Annotated in this window: 19 protein-coding genes; 6 read left to right on the top strand and 13 right to left on the bottom strand. The window is 30.6% G+C overall.

The window, feature by feature from the left end:
• Positions 1-61 precede the first annotated feature (61 nt).
• The gene (locus tag JOP69_RS02765) at positions 62-961 is read left to right on the top strand and encodes an EamA family transporter (protein ID WP_203392964.1); all 900 of its coding nucleotides are present in this window, start codon (positions 62-64) and stop codon (positions 959-961) included.
• Between the two features lie 64 nt (positions 962-1025).
• On the opposite strand, the gene JOP69_RS02760 is transcribed toward JOP69_RS02765, so the two are convergent.
• The 4 genes from JOP69_RS02760 to JOP69_RS02745 all read right to left on the bottom strand — a co-directional run bounded on the left by JOP69_RS02760 (position 1026) and on the right by JOP69_RS02745 (position 6117).
• Complete coding sequence (locus tag JOP69_RS02760; RefSeq protein ID WP_203392965.1) at positions 1026-1916, bottom strand: carbohydrate kinase; 891 nt, start codon at positions 1914-1916, stop codon at positions 1026-1028.
• Positions 1917-3416: a mannitol dehydrogenase family protein gene (locus tag JOP69_RS02755; RefSeq protein WP_203392966.1), complete on the bottom strand. Its 1500-nt coding sequence runs from the start codon at positions 3414-3416 to the stop codon at positions 1917-1919.
• Between the two features lie 8 nt (positions 3417-3424).
• A complete protein-coding gene (locus tag JOP69_RS02750; RefSeq protein ID WP_203392967.1) occupies positions 3425-5140 on the bottom strand; it encodes a cytosine permease in 1716 nt (571 codons plus the stop codon).
• An 83-nt stretch (positions 5141-5223) separates the two neighbouring features.
• The gene (locus tag JOP69_RS02745; protein ID WP_203392968.1) at positions 5224-6117 is read right to left on the bottom strand and encodes a hypothetical protein; all 894 of its coding nucleotides are present in this window, start codon (positions 6115-6117) and stop codon (positions 5224-5226) included.
• 311 nt (positions 6118-6428) lie between these two features.
• On the opposite strand from JOP69_RS02745, the gene JOP69_RS02740 reads away from it, so the two are divergent.
• Positions 6429-7166 (top strand): NUDIX domain-containing protein, encoded by a 738-nt coding sequence (locus JOP69_RS02740; protein WP_203392969.1) that lies wholly within the window; start codon positions 6429-6431, stop codon positions 7164-7166.
• Entirely contained in the window at positions 7166-7816 is a 651-nt protein-coding gene (hxpB, locus tag JOP69_RS02735) for a hexitol phosphatase HxpB (RefSeq protein WP_203392970.1), read from the top strand. Before JOP69_RS02740 ends, hxpB begins: the two co-directional genes overlap by 1 nt.
• Before the next feature lie 135 nt (positions 7817-7951).
• Here hxpB and fabG read toward each other — a convergent pair whose 3' ends face one another.
• The 9 genes from fabG to JOP69_RS02690 all read right to left on the bottom strand — a co-directional run bounded on the left by fabG (position 7952) and on the right by JOP69_RS02690 (position 19068).
• Positions 7952-8695 carry a 3-oxoacyl-[acyl-carrier-protein] reductase gene (gene fabG / locus JOP69_RS02730; RefSeq protein WP_203392971.1) on the bottom strand — a complete coding sequence of 248 codons (744 nt, stop codon included), beginning with the start codon at positions 8693-8695 and terminating at the stop codon, positions 7952-7954.
• A gap of 98 nt (positions 8696-8793) precedes the next feature.
• Entirely contained in the window at positions 8794-11763 is a 2970-nt protein-coding gene (locus JOP69_RS02725) for a pitrilysin family protein (protein WP_203392972.1), read from the bottom strand.
• 106 nt (positions 11764-11869) lie between these two features.
• Complete coding sequence (sucD, locus tag JOP69_RS02720) at positions 11870-12742, bottom strand: succinate--CoA ligase subunit alpha (protein WP_203392973.1); 873 nt, start codon at positions 12740-12742, stop codon at positions 11870-11872.
• 165 nt (positions 12743-12907) lie between these two features.
• Complete coding sequence (locus JOP69_RS02715) at positions 12908-13834, bottom strand: UDP-3-O-(3-hydroxymyristoyl)glucosamine N-acyltransferase (RefSeq protein ID WP_203392974.1); 927 nt, start codon at positions 13832-13834, stop codon at positions 12908-12910.
• Positions 13835-13920: 86 nt separating this feature from the next.
• Positions 13921-14487 carry an elongation factor P gene (gene efp / locus JOP69_RS02710; protein ID WP_203392975.1) on the bottom strand — a complete coding sequence of 189 codons (567 nt, stop codon included), beginning with the start codon at positions 14485-14487 and terminating at the stop codon, positions 13921-13923.
• A gap of 95 nt (positions 14488-14582) precedes the next feature.
• Complete coding sequence (gene lpxA / locus JOP69_RS02705; protein WP_203392976.1) at positions 14583-15368, bottom strand: acyl-ACP--UDP-N-acetylglucosamine O-acyltransferase; 786 nt, start codon at positions 15366-15368, stop codon at positions 14583-14585.
• A gap of 3 nt (positions 15369-15371) precedes the next feature.
• The gene (locus tag JOP69_RS02700; RefSeq protein WP_203392977.1) at positions 15372-16763 is read right to left on the bottom strand and encodes a bifunctional UDP-3-O-[3-hydroxymyristoyl] N-acetylglucosamine deacetylase/3-hydroxyacyl-ACP dehydratase; all 1392 of its coding nucleotides are present in this window, start codon (positions 16761-16763) and stop codon (positions 15372-15374) included.
• Positions 16756-17799 (bottom strand): UDP-3-O-(3-hydroxymyristoyl)glucosamine N-acyltransferase, encoded by a 1044-nt coding sequence (gene lpxD / locus JOP69_RS02695; protein ID WP_203392978.1) that lies wholly within the window; start codon positions 17797-17799, stop codon positions 16756-16758. The genes JOP69_RS02700 and lpxD overlap by 8 nt, the downstream gene beginning before the upstream one ends.
• A 45-nt stretch (positions 17800-17844) precedes the next feature.
• Positions 17845-19068 carry an HD domain-containing protein gene (locus tag JOP69_RS02690; RefSeq protein ID WP_203392979.1) on the bottom strand — a complete coding sequence of 408 codons (1224 nt, stop codon included), beginning with the start codon at positions 19066-19068 and terminating at the stop codon, positions 17845-17847.
• A 293-nt stretch (positions 19069-19361) separates the two neighbouring features.
• On the opposite strand from JOP69_RS02690, the gene JOP69_RS02685 reads away from it, so the two are divergent.
• The 3 genes from JOP69_RS02685 (at position 19362) to JOP69_RS02675 (ending at position 22868) form a co-directional block, all read left to right on the top strand.
• Positions 19362-20909, top strand: a complete 1548-nt coding sequence (locus tag JOP69_RS02685) for a bifunctional response regulator/alkaline phosphatase family protein (RefSeq protein ID WP_203392980.1) — start codon at positions 19362-19364, stop codon at positions 20907-20909.
• Between the two features lie 347 nt (positions 20910-21256).
• Positions 21257-21664, top strand: coding sequence for a tRNA (adenosine(37)-N6)-threonylcarbamoyltransferase complex ATPase subunit type 1 TsaE (tsaE, locus tag JOP69_RS02680; RefSeq protein WP_203392981.1), 408 nt, complete (start codon positions 21257-21259; stop codon positions 21662-21664).
• Positions 21665-21671: 7 nt separating this feature from the next.
• Complete coding sequence (locus JOP69_RS02675; protein ID WP_203392982.1) at positions 21672-22868, top strand: alanine dehydrogenase; 1197 nt, start codon at positions 21672-21674, stop codon at positions 22866-22868.
• The last annotated feature ends 26 nt before the right edge of the window (positions 22869-22894 follow it).

Raw genomic sequence — 22894 nt, 5'->3', positions numbered from 1 at the left:
AAAAAAATAGTAACTATTTACAATCTCCTATTTTTTGCTTTCTAGTATCTTCGCGCGCATTATGTGGATGTACTTAGGACTTTTAGCGGCGTTATTTTTAGGGTTACACAATTTATGTAAAAAACATGCCGTACAAGGCAATGAAGTATTTCCGGTATTACTAGGTACTATTTCGGCTGGGTTTTTATTGATACTTCCCTTCTACTTAGGTTCTCTGTGGAATCCTGAATACATGCAAAAAATAGGTTTCTACATTACAAGTATTTCTTGGAGTACCCATGGGTTCATTTTTATAAAATCGATGATTATGGCCGCTTCCTGGGTTTTAGCTTACCAAGCATTAAAGCATTTACCAATTACTATTGTTACTCCTATTAGATCTGCAGGACCATTTTTTACTTTTATAGGTGCTATTTTTATTTATCAAGAAAAACCAAACTTCTTACAATGGATTGGTTTCTTCCTTATTATTCTATCTGTCTTATTATATTCTAAAATAGGAAAAAAAGAGGGTATCAATTTTAAAAGGAATAAATGGATTTTCGCGATTATCGCAGCTACCTTTTTAGGTGCTTCTAGTGGTTTGTATGATAAATTTCTAATTCAGACTTTAACTTTAAACCCGCAAACATTACAATTTTGGTTTTGTTTTTACACCATTCTAATATTGTTAATCATTTTATCTATTACATGGTTTCCGTATGCTGATAAAAGAAAAGCTTTTAAATTTAGATGGTCTATACCTGCTGTCGGAATCTTATTACAAACAGCAGATTACTTTTATTTTAAGGCACTACAAGACCCTGATGCTTTAATTATGCTATTATCAGCCATAAAAAGAAGTCAGATTATAATTGCAGTGGTCGTTGGTGGATTGCTATTTAAGGAAAAAAATAAGCGTAAAAAGTTGGTTCCTTTATTTGGTATTCTATTGGGTGTATTTTTAATCTTATATTCTTAAACTAAAAAAAAAGCTTCGTAATAAATTACGAAACTTTTTCAATATATTAATGTATCATTAAATTTTACACAGTTTTTTGTTCCATAAAATCTAAAATATCGCTTTCTTTAATTTCCGGATTTGCTCCTTCACTACTGGCAACAATAGCACCTACAGCACTTGCAAAATCTAATGCATCTTGTGGAGCAACCTCTTTTAACAATTTATTTATTAAAGAAGCTAAAAAAGAATCTCCTGCACCCACAGTATCTATAACTTCTACTTTATAGCCATCATTATAAAAGAATACATCATTATAATACAGTATTGCTCCTGCTCCACCTTTTGTAACACAAATAGATTTTGTATTGGTAATCTCTGCTATAGTTTTAATGGTTTCTTCTAACGATTCATTTTTGTAACCCAAGGTCTCTGCTATTTCAAAAATTTCATCATCATTAAATTTAATAAAACTAGCTTCTTTCATTAAATAACTTAAACTTTCTATGTTATAATAAGGAGCTCTTAAATTCACATCAAAAATTTTATATTTTGCTATTTTTAAAAGTTCATATAATGTATTTCTTGAAACTTCATTTCTAGCCACTAAACTACCATATACAAAAGCATCTGAAACTTTCACTATTTTCTTTGCACCTTCTGTTAATTCTATTTGGTCCCAAGCCCTAGGAAACATAATATCATAAGATGCACAACCTTTGCCATCCAATACTACTTTTACTTTTCCTGTTTTTAGTTCTTCATCTATTTGTAATGCTATTTTATTCACATTATTTACCTCAATAAACTCTTTAATTTTTAGACCATTATCATCTGCTCCAACCCTAGAGATTATGTATACATTATTATCTAAAGATTGTAATCTTACAGCAACGTTTAAAGGAGCTCCTCCTATTTTTTTATGCGTTGGAAACACATCCCAAAGCACCTCGCCAAAACATGTTATATTTGCCATTTAAATTTCATTTAAAATAGTACTATTAATATCTTTCACAGACTTCTCTATCCCATTCTTAACAATATTTTGATACGCATCTGTATAAGCATCTAAAAATGTTTTAGAGTTTTTAAGTTGTCCAAATATTGATTCTATTTCTAAAAAAGCTGCTGGATTATTTCTAGCTAAAATTGCTTTTTCGGTTAACACTGTTTCCATAGCATCTTTAATTATTAATTGCGCTCCATTTTCATTTACACCAACACTATAAATAGCAAAAGCAGCAATGATAAAAGCAGCATGATTTACGGTTCTATTATTTTCTAATTGATTATAAACTGTAGGTAAAATAAAAATTGGAATTTTAGCAGAACTCTCAGAACAAATTCTTTCAATTTGATCCTTTATATAAATATTCCCAAATCTTTGGATTAATGAAAACTTATAATTTTTAAGGTTTACACCTTCTAAATGTCCTAAAGTTGGAGTTACTTCATTCCCCATATATATTCTTAAAAAAGAACTGATATTTGCATCATTTGCCGCTTCATCTATGGTAGAATAACCGTATAAAGCACCTAAAATACCTAATACAGAATGACCTGCATTAAGCAAACTTAATTTCATTTTTTCATACGGAACAACATCTTTTACAAACTGTGCTCCAACGGTTTCCCAAGCAGGTCTACCCGCTACAAAATTATCTTCTATCACCCATTGTTTAAAAGGTTCGCAAACTACTGGCCAACCATCATCAATCCCTGAAGTTTCTTTTAATTTTTCGATATCTAATGCAGATGTTGCAGGAGTAATTCTATCTACCATCGCATTCGGAAACGATACGTTTTCATCAATCCAAGAAACTAAATTTGGTGCTGCTACTTTTACATAACTCAACAACATTTTTTCTGCCATGTGTCCATTTCCTTGAATATTATCACAAGATTGAATGGTAATTCCTTTCAAACCTTTTTCTTTACGCATTTTTAATGCTTGTGTTAAATATCCAAAAATAGTTTTAGGAGCACTTGGAGTTTCTAAATCATGTTGAATTAAAGGGTTTTCAAAATTGAATTCACCCGTTGCTTCATTATAATTATAACCTCCTTCTGTTATGGTTAAACTGATGATTTTAACATCTGGACTCGCCATTTTTTCAATGACTTTTATAGGACTCTCTGGCGCAAATAAAACTTCTACCATAGAACCGATAATTTGTTTTGTTAACGAACCATCTAATTCTTTTATAACCAACGTATATAAACCGTTTTGCTCTTTTAATATGTTGTAAATTTTGGTATCAAAGTCTAACAATGCAACCCCACAAATACCCCAATCGGATTGTGAATTATTTTGTAATAATTGGTCTGTATAAAACGCTTCGTGAGATCTATGAAATCCTCCAATTCCAACATGTACAATACCTGTTTTAACCTTGCTTCTATCATAAGAAGGTGAAGTTATTTTAGTACTAATTTTAGCTAAATTCTGTTGATTTAATTTAATTATATTTTTCATGATTTTTTTTATTTATTTAAAGAATTACCTCTTTTAAGTGCCCAAATTGATGTTATAAAATAAATGATAGTACACACAAACGCATAGGTGTAAAAAAGTTCTCTATTTTGTATATATATATTTTCTGTTTCACTCCCAAATAAAACAATACAAGCTAATACTAGCGTAATAAGCAACGTAAGCATTGAAACTATTTTTAACACTTTTGTAAGAAGACTTGTGTCTTTTACCGCTACTACTTCTTTCTCTGCTTTTTGTTCTTGAAATTTTTTAATGTTGATATTTCTTACTCTTTCTTTTTCTTCTTCTTCTGGATATTTATTTTTTGCACCATAACGTCCTGCTAAAAAGGTGTAAATAAGAATTGTAAAAATCCAAGTTGGTATAAATAAATAATAGAAAGACATTATATTTAACGCATTTAATCCAAACCCGAACACTAAACCTAAAGCCCAAGAAGCAATAGCAGGAGTACTAAAAGTTAATTGACGATAATGAGACCAATAACGCGTATATCCAATTTTAGGAAAAATTTGATGCTCTGCAAAAACAATACTACCAACTGGTACAACTAATAAACCTGCATAGGTTAATAATGGAAGCATTTGAGAAAACACAAACGGAAAACAAGCTACTACCATGGTTACGACACCAACTATAATGGTTGTCTTTTTTCTTGAAGTTTTAGTAAAAATTGCTTGTGCTGCTAACCCTGCTCTGTAAAGATTGGCAACAGCGGTTGTCCAACCTGCTACAATTACAATTACAAAACCAGACCAACCTAACGCATAATAAGCAACATCTCCCGGATCTAATTCTACAATAGATTTACCAATAATAACAGCGGCTCCTGCCCCCATTATTCCTGCAGAAATCCAAGCTACAAAATGACCAAACATCATTCCTGTACTTGTTGTTAATCCGTAAGATTTCTTTTTAGCAAAACGAAATAAAGCCATATCAATAAGACCAAAGTGAGTAATTGAATTCGCTGCCCAAGCAAAACCGATAACTTCAAGTAATCCAATTCCTGGTTCTCCATCACTATTAACTCCTGTCCAAATAGATTGATCTCCTAAATTTATAAGTTCCGTCCATCCACTTGGCAATGTTCTACCTAAAACATCTAATGAAAGTGCTGGTAAAAGTATAAATGCACCACTAATAAACATCACAAATAACCAAGGCGCACAAATTGCAGAAAATTTAGATACTGCAGTAAAACCATATATAGCAATAGCAACCACTACAATACCAACAAGTAAAACAATTAAAACAAACCAAAGATTTGTTGGGTACCAATCTAGTTGCGCCGGAATATCAAAAGCAAACCGAACTGCAGTGGAAGAAACAGTAATCATCGCCGCAGAAATTACCGTAAAAATAACAACGTTTGCCCAATTATAGAGTTTTGTCATAGAATCTCCTGCTATTTTATTAAGATACGTGTATAAACTTAATCTAGTATCTACAGCAATTGGAGATGTAATTAACGTCCAACTTAAAACAGCCAATATATTACCAATTAATAAACCTAAAATAATATCTTTAGTAGTTGCTCCTAAAGCAACAAAAGTAGCACCAATTACAAACTCTGTGGCGGCCACATGCTCTGCAGCATAGAGACCTGCAAAATGTGTCCAATTATGGAGTTTGTTTTTGGCAATTGGTAACTGTTCTGCTTCTAAGTTTTCGAACTGCTGAAATTGGTTGGATGTTTCCATGTGATGTTTTTTAAAGTTAATTTTATTAATTTTTTATACAATGCATTGCATGGTAAGTTTTACTATTTGTAATTATGAAAATCTTAAAATAAAGTTATATCTAGTTGAAGTACTGTTTTTTCCTGTTCGGGATTCCACATTGCTGTTACTCCTATTGGTAAATTATAAGTTCCTAATTTTACGTTTTTATTATAGGTTGCACCTACATTAATAAGGTTACCTGCATTTTCTGTATAAAATGTTTTATCTGTAACAAAAGACCAAGCGCCACCAGCAAATAAAGATAAGCTAGCATCCTCTTTTTCCCAAACTTTACTACTTACCTCAAAATAATGAGTCCAAGAATTTTTTAAAGAACCATCCGTTTGCACCTCATAATCTCCTGCTCCACCGTTTATAATAGTTGCGAAATACAATAATGTACTAGGTGTAATATTGTAGCCAAAATTAACATCAACAAAATTATAACCTTGTGTTTTATCATAACTCCAATAATGCAAAACATCTCCTCTTTCTTCTACACCTGTATAATTATTATGCGAAACCGCTTCAATAAAAAATGTGTCTGAAAAACGATATTTCGTATATAATGAAAACTCCTGATAATGTGCAGCTACGTTTTTACCCGTATTTTTATTAATAACATCTGTAGAAGTTCCAAAACTGGTTCCGCCCCAAACACCTAAAGTAAATTTAGAATCTCTAGAATTAAATTCTAGACTAGTAGCGATCATTGGTCCAGGAGTAACAACAGAACCATGCCACAAATGCATATTTTTAAGATGTGCGCTTATTAAAAAAGCTTTATAATCATCTTTTTTTACATCCGTATCTTGAGCAGATACAATATGAGTCCCTAATAGCAAAAACACACAAACAGCTAATGTTATGCTTCTCACTTTTCTATGCTTAATTATGATATCATTTCTAGTTGATGCTAAATATCTTAATGATACATGTTTAATTGGTAGTGTCATTATTTCTAATTTAATGTGAAATCGTTTTCGCTTTTAAACGTCATAATGACGTTTACTATGCAAATGTAAATAAAATTATTTTACACTTCCTAATAAAAGTCAAAAAATATACTCTAATTTAGCTAAAAACTATGGTATATTGATTTAACTTACACCGAAATTAGAATTAATGGATTTAGAAATAGTATTTACAAATGACACTTAATTTATATTTTTATCAATTAATTTCACAAAACAAACTCTTTAACGTCAATAAAACGTTTATTGGTAAATCCGAAAAAATTAACTAAATTTACAACTTATAATATCTTATGAAAATTAAAAAAATTCCAAATTTATCGGTAGACTGCGTAATTTTTGGCTATGACACCAATACAAAATCATTAAATGTTTTATTAATTAAACGATATTTAAAAGCCAAATCTAGTAATGAAGTTTTGGTAGATGATTACGTATTAACGGGATATCATGTATATGAAAATGAAACTTTAGATGAATCTGCCTCTAGAGTTTTAAAAGAATTAACAGGGTTAACAAATCTATATAAAAAACAATTTAAAGCTTTTGGAGACCCTAATAGGCTGATGAATGAAAAAGATATTCTATGGATAAAAAATGAAGATTTCAATTTTAGAACCATTACAATTGCTTATTACTTTTTATTAAAAACGGAAGATATTGATGTTATCCATAACAAATATGAAGCAAAGTGGTTTCCATTTTCAGACTTACCTAGTTTAGGTTTTGATCACAAAAAAATTATACAAGAAGCTCATGAAGACTTAAAAACAAAATGTTTACATGAACCCATTATTTTTGAGCTTTTACCTGAAAAATTCACCATAAACGAGGTACAAGATGTATATCAATCCATTTTAGGGATAGAGATAGACAACAGAAATTTTAGAAGAAAAGTAATCAATAAGAAATATATTATTGCTTTGGACGAAAAGCAAGTTGGTATTTCTAAAAGACCAGCACAACTCTATATGTTTAGTAAAAACATTTATGATAAAATGATCAATAATAATTTTTTAATCAACATTTAATGAAGATAAATACTTTTATTTTTGATATGGATGGAGTTATCATAGACTCAGAACCTTTTTGGAGACAAGCACAAATAGAAATTTTAGCCAGTTATAATGTTACCGTTTCCATAGAAGACTGTATTAAAAACACCATGGGCAAAAGGATAGATGATGTTTCCTTAACCTGGTGTCAATTACACCAATTAACTGTAAATCCTAAATTATTAGAACAAGAAATTATTACCGCTGTAGTTCAATTAATTACTAAAAAAGGAAAAGCTAAAAATGGCTTATTCGAGTTGTTAGATTATTTAACAAAAAACAACTTTAATATTGCCTTAGCAACATCCTCTAGCAAACCTATTATTAACGCAGTTTTTAACAGACTGAATATAGCTCATTATTTTAATGTTGTTTGCAGTGCAGATACTGAAGAATACGGAAAACCACATCCAGCTATTTATCTGAAAGTAGCAAAATTACTGAAAGTGAATACGGAAAATTGCTTGATTTTAGAAGATAGCGTTACAGGTTTAATCGCTGCCAAAGCTGCTTCTATGAACACTATAGTAATACCCGAAGATAAAAATGACCCTAGGTTTACGATAGCAAATAACATCTTTTCATCTATGTTAGATGTTATTATTTACCTGAAGACTCTACAATAATTTGAGCTGATAATTATAAATATAAGAACATCTCGTTAAGTATAAAAACAACTCTAATAGAACATATTTAGAAACGTAAAAAAAGCTTCAATATTTTATATTGAAGCTTTTTTAGAATATTATAAAGTGTACACTTTAGTTCATACCTCCATCTACAGATAAAGTTTGACCTGTAATATAAGCACTCATATCAGAAGCTAAAAACACACATGCGTTTGCAATGTCTATTGGCTGCCCTCCTCTTTTTAAAGGAATTCCGTCTCTCCAACTTTGTACAGTTGCTTCATCTAATTTTTCTGTCATTTCTGTTTCTATAAAACCAGGAGCAACTACGTTACTTCTAATATTTCTAGAACCTAACTCTAAAGCCACCGATTTAGAAAAACCAACAATACCAGCTTTTGAAGCAGCATAATTAGTTTGACCAGCATTTCCTTTAATACCAACAACAGAACTCATATTTATAATAGATCCTTTTCGTTGTTTCATCATCGGACGAATAACCGCTTTGGTTAAATTAAAAACAGATTTTAAATTTACTTCTATAACTTTATCAAAATCGTCTTCAGAAATACGCATTAACAAATTATCTTTTGTTATACCTGCATTATTTACTAAAATATCTATAGCTCCAAATTCTTTTAAAACTTCTTTTGCCAATTCTTGAGCAGCATCAAAGTCTGCTGCGTTAGATTGGTATCCTTTTGCTGAAACTCCAAAAGCTTTTAACTCTTCTTCTAAAGCAATTGCTGCATCAACAGAAGAACTGTAAGTAAAAGCTACATTTGCACCTTGTTTAGCAAATTCAATAGCAATTCCACGACCAATACCTCTTGTAGCACCTGTAATAATTGCAGATTTATTTTCTAATAATTTCATATTATTTAGTTGTTTTTACAGGCGCAAAGATACTAAAAATAAAAAACTCGTAAAACAAATTTTGCTTTACGAGTTTTACTATTTAAAAGTAATAATTACTATTGCTTTACTTCCTTTTTGTCTACATAATTAAATAAATAATCAATATCTAATTCTTTTATTTTACCCAGTTTTTGTAAAGATTTTACATCTAAATCTTTCTTATTACCAATAACCATCACATTATAAGATTCTCCTTTAATATTTTTATTAAAGAATGTCTTTAAATCTTCCATGGTCATTCCTTTAATAGTATTGTACATTGCCTCTCTATTGTCATTATCAATTCCTAATTTTTTAAGTCTTTCATAAGACCAAAAAATATTAGATTTTGTAATTCTTTGCGCTGCTAATTTCTTTAAAGTAGCTTCTTTAGCTGCATTAAATTGTTTTTCGGCTTCAGGCATATCATTCATTAATTCCATCATTGCATCTACAGCCTGCTCTAATTTGTTAGCTTGCGTACCAACATAAGCCATTACATAATTAGGAGAATCTTTTTTAGAAGCTCCTTGATAAGAAGCAAAAGCAGAATATGCTAAAGATTTAGATTCTCTAATCTCCTGAAATACAATTGATGATAAACCACTTCCAAAATACGTATTAAACAACGTTGAAGCTGCCATATTTTCTGGTTTAAAAGGCTCTCCTTTTGCCAAAAACATTAGTTCCGTTTGTACCATATCATAATCTGTAAAGAATACATTGTCACCAGTTTCGGTTTCTTTATATACTTTTGCCACTGGATATTCTTTTAACTCTCCATATACTTTATGATTGATATTAAGTGATGCCACAGCAGTATCTACATCTTTACCATAATAAAAAATACGTTGCTTATAATTTTTCATATCCTTAATAAGCGCAACTAATTCTTCAGGATCAATAGCTTTTAATTCATCTATTTGCATGATGTCTCTTAAAGGAGAATCCTCACCATATTTACCGTAGTTCATCAAACCGTTCCAAAGAATATTTCCTTTTTGTGTTTTTCCGTCCTGACGCCCTTTGTAGATTTTTTCTACATATTTATCATATGCTTCTTTATCTGCTTTAGCGTTATCCCAAAGATGTTCTAACAACTTTAAACCTTCATCTAAATTTTCTTTTAATCCGCTTAAACCAACATACGTTTTATCGCTTGCAGTGCTAACATAATAAGATATTCCCAATTTATAGAACTCTTTTTTAAGTTCTTCATTGGTATATTTATCAGTTCCAATATATTCTAAATAACCAGCAGCTAAAGATAATTTTTTATCATTATCACTTCCCATATCAAAAATGATATTCATATCGAATAAATCATTTTTATCATTTAAAACATAAGAAACTTTAATTCCGTTTTCGGTCTTCGTTTCTTTAATTGCTGTCTTATAATCTACATATTTAGGCTGTAAAGGTTTCGATTCTATCTTATTGAAAGCTGTAATAAATTCAGAACTTTTATCTCTATTTAAATGTACAGGTGTAATTCCCGGATTTGCTACTTTTACAATATTCTTGTCCTCTCCTTTTCTTTTGTAAGTAACTACATAATTATCTTGATAAAAATTCTTAGCAAAAGCCACTAATTGCTCTTTTGATATTTTCTTTAAATCGTCTAAAAACTGAACTCTTTTAGACCAATCTTGTTGATAAATAAATGCATTTACATAGGTGTCCGCTAAAGCTGAATTGTCTTCATACTGTTTTGTTTGGCTTAATTTTAAGTCATTTACAACAGCTTCAATCATCCAATCTTCAAACTCGCCATTTTTTAATTTTTCTATTTGAGCTAATAACAATTCTTTAACTTCATCTAACGTTTGACCCGTTTTTGGTGATCCTGTAAAAGAATGATACCCATAATCATTTAAAAAAGTTGGCGAACAACTTGCTCTTTGCACCAATTGTTTCTGATTTAAATTTAAATCGATAATACCAGCATTACCGTTTGCCATAATCATATCACAAAGGGTTACCATTTTTTCTTCTTCTGTATTTATTCCTTCAGATCTAAAAGCGATAGAAATAGATTCAGACGTTGGACCAAAGACTTCATTTACAATTGGAGCTGTAATTTTTTCTTCTTTAGGCAAAGTTGGATGTGTTAATTCTTTTCTCTTGAATTTACCAAAAGCAGCATTTACTTTTTTAATGGTAGGTTCAAATTCAAAATCTCCCACTAAGATTACTGCCATGTTATTAGGCACATAATATTTGTTAAAATAATTATGGATATCTACCATAGAAGGATTTTTTAAATGATCTGCCTTACCAATAGTTGTTTGTTGTCCGTAAGGATGATTTGGAAATAAACCATCTAACATGGCAGCATAACGTTTTCTGAAATCATTATCCTGACCTCTATTAAACTCTTCAAAAACTGCTTCTAATTCCGTATGAAACAGACGTAAGACCAAAGTGCTAAAACGTTCTGCTTCTAAATCTACCCATTTATCTAATTCATTTGCAGGAATTTTATTTGTATATACCGTTTGCTCAAACCATGTATATGCATTTGTACCTGTAGCCCCTAAAGATGCCGTCATTTTATCATATTCATTGGCAATAGAATAATTAGACGCTTCTAAAGAAACTTTATCAATTTCTTTATACAATGCCAATTTTTTGTCTGCATCTTTTTCTGCTCTATGCTGTTCATATAAGTCAGAAATTTTATCTAAAAATACTTTTTCTTTTTCCCAATTTACAGTTCCTATTTTATGAGTTCCTTTAAACACCATGTGTTCTAAATAATGTGCCAAACCTGTAGATTCTTTTGGGTCGTAATTAGAACCAGCTCTTACGGCAATGTAAGTTTGAATTTTGGGTTCATCAGAATTCTGACTTAAATACACTTTTAACCCATTTTCTAAAGTATACAAGCGTAAACCTGTTGGGTCATTCTGTACTGTTTCATAAGATAACCCGTTGGAATCTTTTTGCGAAGTTACCTCATAATTCTTTTCTTTCTTTTTGCTAGTAGTACAACTTACTGCTGTAACTAACAAAAAGCTAATGCATAACAATTTTAGTTCTTTCATAAATATTAATTTTGGTTGAAATAAAAAACTCCGTTGAATTTACGAATTCAACGGAGTTTATGCTATTTTATTGTAAAACTTTAACAGTTTCTTAATGGAAATCGATTTAATTTAAGACTTTTGCAATCATTTCACCAATTTTAGCTGGAGAGCTCACTACGTGAATTCCGTTTTCTGCTAAAATTTTCATTTTTGCTTGTGCTGTATCATCAGCTCCACCAACAATTGCACCTGCGTGCCCCATTGTTCTTCCTGCTGGTGCAGTTTGACCTGCTATAAAACCAACAACCGGCTTTCTGTTTCCATCAGCTTTAATCCATTGTGCCGCTTCAGCTTCCAAATTCCCTCCAATTTCACCAATCATAACAATTGCTTCTGTTTCTGGATCATTCATTAACATCTCAACTGCTTCTTTTGTTGTAGTTCCAATAATTGGATCTCCACCAATACCAATAGCTGTAGTAATTCCGTAACCTTGTTTTACAACTTGGTCTGCTGCTTCATACGTTAAAGTTCCAGATTTAGAAACGATACCTACTCTACCCTTTTTAAAGATAAAACCTGGCATAATACCAACTTTAGCTTCATCTGGTGTAATTACACCCGGACAGTTAGGTCCAACCAATCGACAGTCTCTACTATCAATATAAGCTTTTACTTTTACCATGTCTGCAGTAGGAATTCCTTCTGTAATACAAATGATAACTTTTATTCCTGCGTCTGCAGATTCCATAATTGCATCCGCAGCAAAAGCTGGTGGTACAAAAATAATAGAAGTGTCTGCCCCAACCTTATCTACAGATTCTTTAACGGTATTAAAAACAGGTTTTCCTAAATGTACTTGACCTCCTTTTCCTGGAGTTACCCCTCCAACAACATTCGTTCCATAATCAATCATTTGACCAGCGTGAAAAGTACCTTCACTACCTGTAAAACCTTGAACAATAATTTTTGAATTTTTATTTACTAAAACACTCATTGGTTTGATTTTTTTTATATTGTTACACAAAAATAGTTTATTGATTGTTTCTAAAAAAGTATTCAAACAAATTATTATCAATAAAAAAGTAATAATTATATGTTTAGATAGCCTTTTTAAAGAATAAGATACTCTTAAAAGTTTTTAGAGAGTTTATCTAAAAATTTATGAGTTCTTTCTATCTTTTAAAAAACGTTTTATTTCTGCCATTTCTTTTAATTTTTCTCTTGATTCTGAAACTGGAGTACCAAAATAACTTTTTCCTCCTGCAACAGATTTAGTAACACCTGTTTGTCCCAGAATTATAGCTCCTTTACCTATAGTAATTCCGCTATTGGTACCAACCTGCCCCCAAATAGTAACTTCATCTTCTATAATTACACAACCAGCAATACCCGTTTGCGAAGCTATTAAACATTTTTTACCAATTTTGGTATCATGCCCAACATGAACTTGGTTGTCAATTTTGGTACCTTTTCCAATAGTTGTATCACCAGAAACGCCTTTATCAATAGTACAAGATGCTCCTAAATCTACATTATCTTCTAAAACTACTCTTCCTCCAGAAATTAATTTATCAAATCCTTCTGGTCTGTTTTTATAATAAAATGCATCCGCTCCTAAAACCGTATTCGCATGAATGGTAACATTATTACCTATTACTGAATTATCATAAATAGTTACATTTGGATGAATTACACAATTTTCACCAACAGTAACATTGTTTCCTATAAATACATTTGGTTGAATAATTGTATTCTCTCCAATAATAGCCGATTCAGAAATACTAACTTTAGCAGTTATAAATGGATTAAAATGCTTTGTTATTTTATTAAAATCACGAAAAGGATCCTCTGAAATTAATAAAGCTTTTCCTACTGGGCAATCTACTTTTTTGTTGATTAAAATAGTAGTTGCTGCAGAGTTTAATGCTTTGTCATAGTATTTAGGATGATCTACAAAAACAATATCTCCTTTTTCTACAACATGAATCTCATTGATTCCTAAAATCTCAAAATTTTCATCACCAATAAAATCTGTGTTTATCAGTTTTGCTATTTGCTGAAGCGTATGTGGTTTTTTGAATTTCATGTTTCAGTTTTCAGTAGCAGTAATCAGTCACAGTTTCAGTATTGAGTAAGCACTGCAAACTGCTACTGAATACTGCCCACTAATTCTTACTCTTTAATACGTTCTTGATATGTTCCTTTGGTAGTTTCTATCTTAATTTTATCTCCTTCATTAATAAACAAAGGGACGTTTACAGACGCTCCTGTTTCTACCGTAGCAGGTTTAGTTGCATTGGTAGCAGTATTTCCTTTAACTCCAGGCTCTGCGTGTGTTACTTCTAAAATTACACTTGCTGGTAAATCTACAGAAAGTGGCATGTTATCTTCAGAATTGATGATAATTGTTACAATTTCTCCTTCTTTCATTAATCCAGGATTATCTAAAGCCGCTTCTAACAAACGAATTTGAGTATAATCTGCTTCATTCATAAAGTGATAAAATTCACCATCATGATATAAAAACTGAAATTTATGAGTTTCTACACGTACATCGTCAATTTTTCTTCCTGCAGGAAAAGTATTATCTACTACTTTACCGTTGGTAACACTTTTTAATTTTGTTCTAACAAATGCAGGTCCTTTACCTGGTTTAACATGTAAAAATTCTATAATTTTGTATATATCGTTGTTATATTTAATACACAATCCGTTTCTAATATCTGATGTTGTTGCCATATTTTTGCTGTATGCTTTTGGTATTTGTTAAAAGCAATTATTGTTAGTTATACTTATAATTTTCTGTAATTACTCTCTAATTTTAATATAAAAAATTAGTTAGCTTTAGAGTATCCTTTCATAATTCCTCTATGCGAATCTTTTATAAATTGAATAATTTCATCGCGTTCTGGAGTTGCTTCCATTTCTGCTTCAATAATATCAATCGCTTGGGAATTATTATAATTTCTTTGAAATAAAATTCTATATATATTCTGAATTTCTCTTATTTTTTCAGTTGAAAAACCTCTTCTACGTAAACCTACTGAGTTAATACCTACATAAGCAAGTGGCTCTCTAGCGGCTTTAACAAATGGAGGAACATCTTTTCTTACCAAAGAACCTCCTGTAACAAATGCGTGGTTACCTATAGAAGCAAATTGATGTACTGCAACCATACCTGCCAAAACTACATTGTCTCCAATAGTTACATGACCAGCTAGGGTTGTGTTATTAGAAAAAATACAATTATCGCCAACAAAAGTATCATGTGCAACATGGCAATAGGCCATTATTAAACAATTGTTACCAATTTTGGTTTTCATTCTATCTGATGTACCTCTGTTTATAGTAACGCATTCTCTTATGGTAACATTATTCCCTATTTCTACTGTAGTTTCTTCATCGTTAAACTTTAAATCTTGAGGAATTGCAGAAATAACTGATCCCGGAAAAATCCTACAATTTTCACCAATTTTAGCACCTTCCATAATGGTTACGTTAGAACCAATCCAAGTTCCGGAACCTATGGTTACATTATTATGAATGGTTGTAAACGGTTCTATTACTACGTTTCTTGCTATTTTTGCTTGCGGATGTACATACGCTAATGGTTGATTCATAACTTATTTTTTTCTTGCAATTTGAGCCATTAATTCTGCTTCTGCTACTATCTTTCCGTTCGCATACGCATAGGCTTGCATATGGCAAATACCTCTTCTAATTGGTGTAATTAATTCACATTTAAAGGTAAGTGTATCTCCTGGCAACACCTTTTGTTTAAATTTAACATTATCCATCTTCATAAAATAAGTTAGATAATTTTCTGGGTCTGGAACTGTGTTTAAAACTAAAACACCACCACATTGTGCCATTGCTTCAATTTGTAACACTCCTGGCATTACTGGTGAACCTGGAAAATGACCAACGAAAAAGTTTTCGTTCATGGTTACATTTTTCATTCCTACCACATGTTTATCAGAAAGTTCTAGAATTCTATCTATCAATAAAAATGGTGGTCTATGAGGTAAAACGTCCATAATCTGATAAATATCCATTAATGGCGGTAAATTCAAATCGTATTGAGGAACATTATTTCTTTTTTCTTGCTTAATAATCTTTGCTAATTTCTTTGCAAACGTGGTATTCACTAAATGTCCTGGTTTATTTGCAATAACCTTTCCTTTAATTCTAATACCAACCAAAGCTAAATCTCCAATAACATCTAATAATTTATGTCTAGCAGCTTCATTAGCCCAATGTAAAGTAAGATTGTCTAAAATTCCGTTAGGTTTAACAGCAATATTATCTTTATTGAAAGCTTTTTTTAATTTCGCCATCGTTTCTGTAGATAATTGTTTATCTACATACACAATTGCATTATTTAAATCTCCACCTTTAATAAGATCGTGTTCTAAAAGCATTTCAATTTCATGCAAAAAACTAAACGTTCTTGCTGCAGCAATTTTTTCTTTAAAATCAGAAATCTTTTCTAAATTTGCATTTTGAGTCCCTAATATTTTAGTACCAAAATCTACCATAGCTGTAACCTGGTACTCATCTGAAGGCATTAAAATAATTTCGCTGCCTGTAACATCATCTTTAAAAGAAATAATTTCTTTTACTACATATTCTTCAATTTCTGCTTCTTGTTCTTGTATACCTGCTTTTTCTAAAGCTTCTACAAAATATTTAGAAGAACCATCCATAATTGGAGGTTCAGAAGAATCTAATTCAATTAAAAGGTTGTCTAAATCTAAACCAACTGCAGCAGCTAAAACGTGCTCTGAAGTCTGAATTTGAACACCATTTTTTTCTAAGTTTGTTCCTCTTTGTGTATTGATAACGTATTCTGCCTTTGCCTCTATAATTGGGGATCCTTCTAAATCTATTCTGCTAAAAGCAAAACCATGATTTATAGGAGCAGGTTTAATTGTCATGTTTACGGTATTACCTGTATGAATACCAACACCTGATAAACTTACTTCTTTTTGAATTGTTTTTTGCTTCTTACTCATTTATGTTTGGTTTTTGAGTCTTCAACTCTTTTTCTATATTGTTAATTTTCGATGCTATTTTAGGTAAATTTCTAAAATAAACCGAACTTTTATTAAAATCTTGTATTTTAAATGCAGGCGATCCGTTTACCATTTCATTATCTTTTAAGCTTTTAGAAATACCTGCTTGGGCTAAAATCTTTACATTATCACCAATAACTATATGGCCAACAAAACCTACTTGCCCACCAATCATACAATTTTTACCAATTTTTGTTGATCCTGCAATACCTGTTTGAGCAGCAATTACGGTGTTTTCTCCAATTTCTACGTTATGAGCAACCTGTATTTGGTTGTCTAATTTAACACCTTTATTTATAATGGTAGATCCCATTGTTGCTCTGTCTATTGTACAAGCAGAACCAATATCTACATTATCCTTTATAATAACATTACCAATTTGAGGTATTGCTGTATATACTCCATATTTATCTGGTGCAAAACCAAATCCATCTCCACCTATTATAGTTCCGGAATGAATTTTACAATTATTTCCTATTACCGTTTCAGAATAAATTTTCACTCCCGAAAAGATAACACAGTTATCTCCTATAATTGTATTGTCGCCAATGTAAGCGTTTGGATAAATTTTTACATTTTCTCCCAAAATTACGTTTTCTCCTATATATGAGAATGCACCAATATATTCATTAACACCTATTTTTGCCGAATCAGAAATAAAATGTGGTACTTCCCTACCCGTTTTATTATTTTTTACCTCATTATAAAACGCTAATATTTTAGAGAAAGCTTCATAGGCATTTTCTACTTTTATTAGTGTAGATTTTACTTCTTTTTCTGGAACAAAAGTACTGTTAACAATAACTACAGATGCATGTGTAGTATATAAAAAGGACTTATATTTTGGATTAGACAAAAAGGTTAACGAACCTTTTTCTCCTTCTTCTATCTTAGATAATTTAGAAACTTCTACATTAGAATTACCAACGATGTTACCTTCTAAAATATCTGCTATTTGTTGTGCTGTAAATTTCATTAGACGCAAAAATATAAAATTTATAGTGATTTGGCTAATCTCATTTTATTTTGGATAGCAAATAAAGTGTTTTATCACCGGATTTGTTAACGCTTGCAAATTTAATTGGTCAGATGCTTTTGCAATATCTGTTAGTTTTCCCTTTTTATTCAGAATAAAAATAGGTTTTTCTTGCTGATATGCTTGGTTTTTGATCTTTTTAGTGAAAACAAAATATTTTGCTTCGTTTTCTGAAAGTTCTAATTTATTAGAAACATTATTTATTTTTTTATTTAATTCTTCCGCTTCAAATTCTTTTTGCTGAATTTCTATACGCAACAATTTTCTATCAACAATCATATTAGATAATAAGGATAAAATTTTATCACTATGATTTGTCCATTCTTTTATGGCAGACATCACATCATAATCATCTAATTTAGAAAACATTTCTAAAGTTTCATCTGTAAAGTTTTCTTGAGATATTTTTTTATACAAGAAATAATGTAAAGAAGTACTTGCAAATAATGCGACTCCTTTTTCTGCTAATTCTTTGGCTCTTTTTAAAACATTTACCAGCATATTTTCTGCTACTAAACCTGTTTTATGCAAGTATACTTGCCAATACATTAATCTTCTAGCTATTAAAAAATTTTCTACAGAATAAATACCTTTTCCTTCAATAACTAGCTCATCATCTTGTACATTCATCATAGCAATTAACCGATCAGAAGAAATATTACCTTCTGTAACACCTGTATAAAAGCTATCGCGCTTTAAATAATCTAATCGATCTATATCTAATTGACTAGAAATAAGTTTACACAAAAATTTTCTATGATACTTGCCTTCAAATATTTCTATGGCTAAATCTAATTTTCCATCAAATTCTTTATTTAACTTTTTCATGAATTTTAAAGAAATTTCTTCATGCGAAATTCCATTTACAATGCTATGTTCTAAAGCATGTGAAAAAGCTCCATGACCAATATCGTGCAATAAAATTGCAACATAAAGTCCATTTTCTTCTTCCTTGGAAATTTCTATTTCCTTAAAACGCAAAACTCTTACCGCTTTTTGCATTAAATGCATACAACCTATTGCATGATGAAAACGAGTATGATTTGCTCCTGGATATACTAAATTAGAAAAACCCATTTGAGCTATTCTTCTTAATCGCTGAAAATAAGGATGTTCTATTAAATCAAAAATTAAAGTATTTGGTATTTGAATAAATCCGTAAATAGGATCATTCAGAATCTTTAATTTATTATGTTTTTTATTCTTCAAATGAGTGTTTTTTATCAACTTAAACAAAAGTACATAATATTATTAGATGCAATTAACTACTATTCTTTTTTGTATTATAAAATGAATTTACACTTAAAAAATAAACATAATTAATATATAAGATAGCATAGACCTTTCTATGCAAACAAAAGGGCTTTGTAAACTTTGCTATAAACTTTGATACATTTAAGAATTAGATTCTTTTTTTTGGCAATATTTTATCATTTTTAAAAACCAAAAAGTACAACTTTTAGTTACTTTTATCGTTAAATGTTAAAATTATAAACGAAAATATGAGCAGTATACAAATTTTATGGGTTGATGATGAAATAGAATTATTAAAACCTCACATTCTTTTTTTAGAACGTAAAAATTACGAAGTAACTACTTGTACAAATGGTGCAGATGCTATAGATTTAGTAGGAGAACAAAAATTCGATATCGTTTTTTTAGATGAAAATATGCCTGGTTTAACAGGCTTAGATACCCTTGCAGAAATTAAACAAAAACAAGCAAATTTGCCTGTGGTAATGATTACAAAGAGCGAAGAAGAATATATAATGGAAGAAGCAATTGGCTCTAAAATTGCAGATTATTTAATAAAACCCGTAAACCCAAATCAAATTTTATTAAGTTTAAAAAAGAACTTAGATCATTCTCGTTTAGTCTCAGAAAAAACAACATCTAGTTATCAACAAGAATTTAGAAAAATATCTATGGATTTAGCCATGGTAAATTCTTATGAAGAATGGATTGATCTTTACAAAAAACTAGTTCATTGGGAGCTAGAACTAGAAAACATTAGCGATCCAGGAATGTTAGGTATTTTAGAAAGCCAAAAACAAGAAGCCAATAGTCAGTTTTTTAAATTCATCAAAAAAAATTACGAAGACTATTTAACCGCACATGATAAACCTACTTTTTCTCATACCTTATTTAAAAACTATGTGGTGCCAGAATTAAGTAAAAAACAAGGCGTTTTATGGGTTATAATAGATAATTTACGTTATGATCAATACAGAATTTTAGAACCATTAATTAATAATTTTTATAAAAAAGACCAAGAGTATTCCTATTTCTCCATTTTACCAACCGCAACACAATATGCTAGAAACGCCATGTTTTCTGGTTTAATGCCTTCTGAAATGGAAAAACGTTATCCAAATTTTTGGAAAAATGATATTGATGAAGGCGGAATGAATTTATATGAAAATGACTTTTTAACCGCACAAATAAAACGTTTAGGCATAGATATTAAACACGAATATTATAAAATTACCAATCTTAAAAACGGTAAAGATTTAGCCGATAATTACAACGGTACAAAACAAAATGATTTAACCGCTGTGGTGTATAATTTTGTAGATATGTTGTCTCATTCTAAAACAGAAATGGAAGTAATTAAAGAATTAGCAGGAGACGATAAGGCATACAGAAGTTTAACTTTAAGTTGGTTTAAAAACTCACCTTTGTTCGAAATTATTCAAAAAGCGCAACAATTAGGTCAGAAATTAATAATTACCACAGACCACGGAACCATCAATTGTAAAAACCCAACCAAAGTTATTGGCGATAAAAATATTAGTGCCAATTTACGCTACAAAACAGGTAAAAGCCTAACCTATGAAGATAAAGACGTGTATGCCGTTAGAAATCCAAAAGACATATTTTTGCCAACAGTAGCCATGAATAGTTCATTTATTTTTGCAAAAGAAGATTTGTTTTTTGCGTACCCAAACAACTTTAATCACTTTGTAAAATACTATAAAAACACCTATCAACATGGAGGCGTTTCTTTAGAAGAAATGATTATTCCATGTGCTGTTTACAGTCCTAAATAAATTAGTTTACAGTATTTTAGTAAGCAATAATCCGTTACAATAAAAGTGTAAAAAAAGGATGTTTTCTATATTATAAATTAGTAGAAGCTATTTCCTGCTTTCACTACTCGCTTTTTTTGCAGAAAAAGCAAAAAAGAGCTCAAACAGACCGCTCAATCAGGGCTAAACTTGTTTGCTAGCAGCAATTAATTATAAAAAGTCCGACAAGGTTTAACTACTTGTCGGACTTTTTGTTTTCATCAAATTCAGCATTACAAATATATTATTAGGTTCTAAGCATCATTTACTTTATATTATTGAGCGTAAACTGTAACTGTTTACTAAATAGTTTTTATATTTTTGTAATTATGAACAAAAACTATTCTTTAGAAAATCTATCTGAAGTGGCAGCAGAACTTATTGCATCCGTAGAAAACAAAACACTATTGTTTTACGGACAAATGGGCGTTGGTAAAACCACACTTATAAAAGAAATATGTAAACAATTAGATGTTTTAGACAGCATCTCCTCTCCTACTTTTTCATTGGTAAATGAGTATCATACCTCTAAAAATGAAAAAGTTTTTCATTTCGATTTTTACAGAATTGAAGACGAAGAAGAGGCTTTAGATATGGGAATCGAAGAATATTTTGATAATAATGACTGGTGTTTGGTAGAATGGCCAGAAAATATAGAAAATTTGCTACCTTTAGATGCTGTTCAAATTCATTTATCTATTTTAAATGATGCACAAAGAAATATTCAACTAAAATAACTAAACTATGAGTTCATTTTCTCCTTTCAGTAAAGAAGAATTACTTCCGCAAGAAGAAATGTTAGAAATTAAAAGGCAAAAAGGAGAACTTTTTATTGGTTTACCAAAAGAAACCTATTTGGGCGAAAAACGTGTTTGTTTAACACCAGATGCCGTTTCTGCATTATGTGCTCACGGACATAGAGTTGTTATAGAAACAGGTGCAGGAGATCATGCAAATTATGCAGACAGAGAATATTCTGAAGCCGGTGCTAAAATTTCTTACGATGTAGAAGAAGCTTTTAAATGCAATATTGTTTTAAAAGTTGCGCCACCAACAGAAAGCGAAATTGAATATATGAATCCACAAACGATTCTAATTTCTTCTTTACAGTTAAAAACTCAAAATAAAAAATACTTTGAATGTTTAGCTAAAAAACGAATTACAGCCGTTGCTTTCGATTATATAAAAGACGACCATAATACGTACCCTATAGTAAAATCTTTAAGTGAAATAGCAGGTACTGCTTCTGTATTAATTGCCGCAGAATTAATGAGCGGAATTAACAAAGGAAACGGTTTGTTATTAGGTAATATTGGTGGTGTTCCGCCTTCTAGTGTTGTTATTTTTGGTGCAGGAACCGTAGGTGAATATGCTGCTAAAACAGCTATTGGTTTAGGTGCACGCGTTAAAGTTTTTGATAATTCTATTAGTAAGTTACGTAAATTACAAGATTCTATAAATGCTCCTATTTATACATCTACATTACAGCCAAAATCGGTTGCCAAGGCTTTAATGCGTGCAGATGTAGCAATTGGAGCCATTCGAGGTAAAAATAGATCACCAATTTGTGCCACAGAAGAAATGGTAGAAACCATGAAAGAAGGTGCTGTTATTATAGATGTTAGTATAGATAGAGGTGGTTGTTTCGAAACCTCAAATGTTACTACACATAAAACGCCTACTTTTATAAAACATGGTGTTGTACATTACTGCGTACCTAATATTCCTGCTCGTTATGCAAGAACAGCTTCTTTGTCTATTAGTAATATTTTTACACCTTATTTATTAAATATAGCCGAAGAAGGCGGTTTTGAAAATGCTGCACGTTATGATAAAAGTTTGCGAAACGGAATGTATTTCTATCATGGAATTCTTACAAATAAAACGGTTGCAGATTGGTTTGATTTACCTTTTAGAGATATTAATTTGTTGATTATTTAAAAGCTTTTCTAACAGCAATATTTTTG

Origin of the sequence: Polaribacter sp. Q13 (assembly GCF_016858305.2) — a bacterium.
GTDB lineage: Bacteria > Bacteroidota > Bacteroidia > Flavobacteriales > Flavobacteriaceae > Polaribacter.
This window is presented reverse-complemented; position numbering and strand designations above follow the sequence as displayed.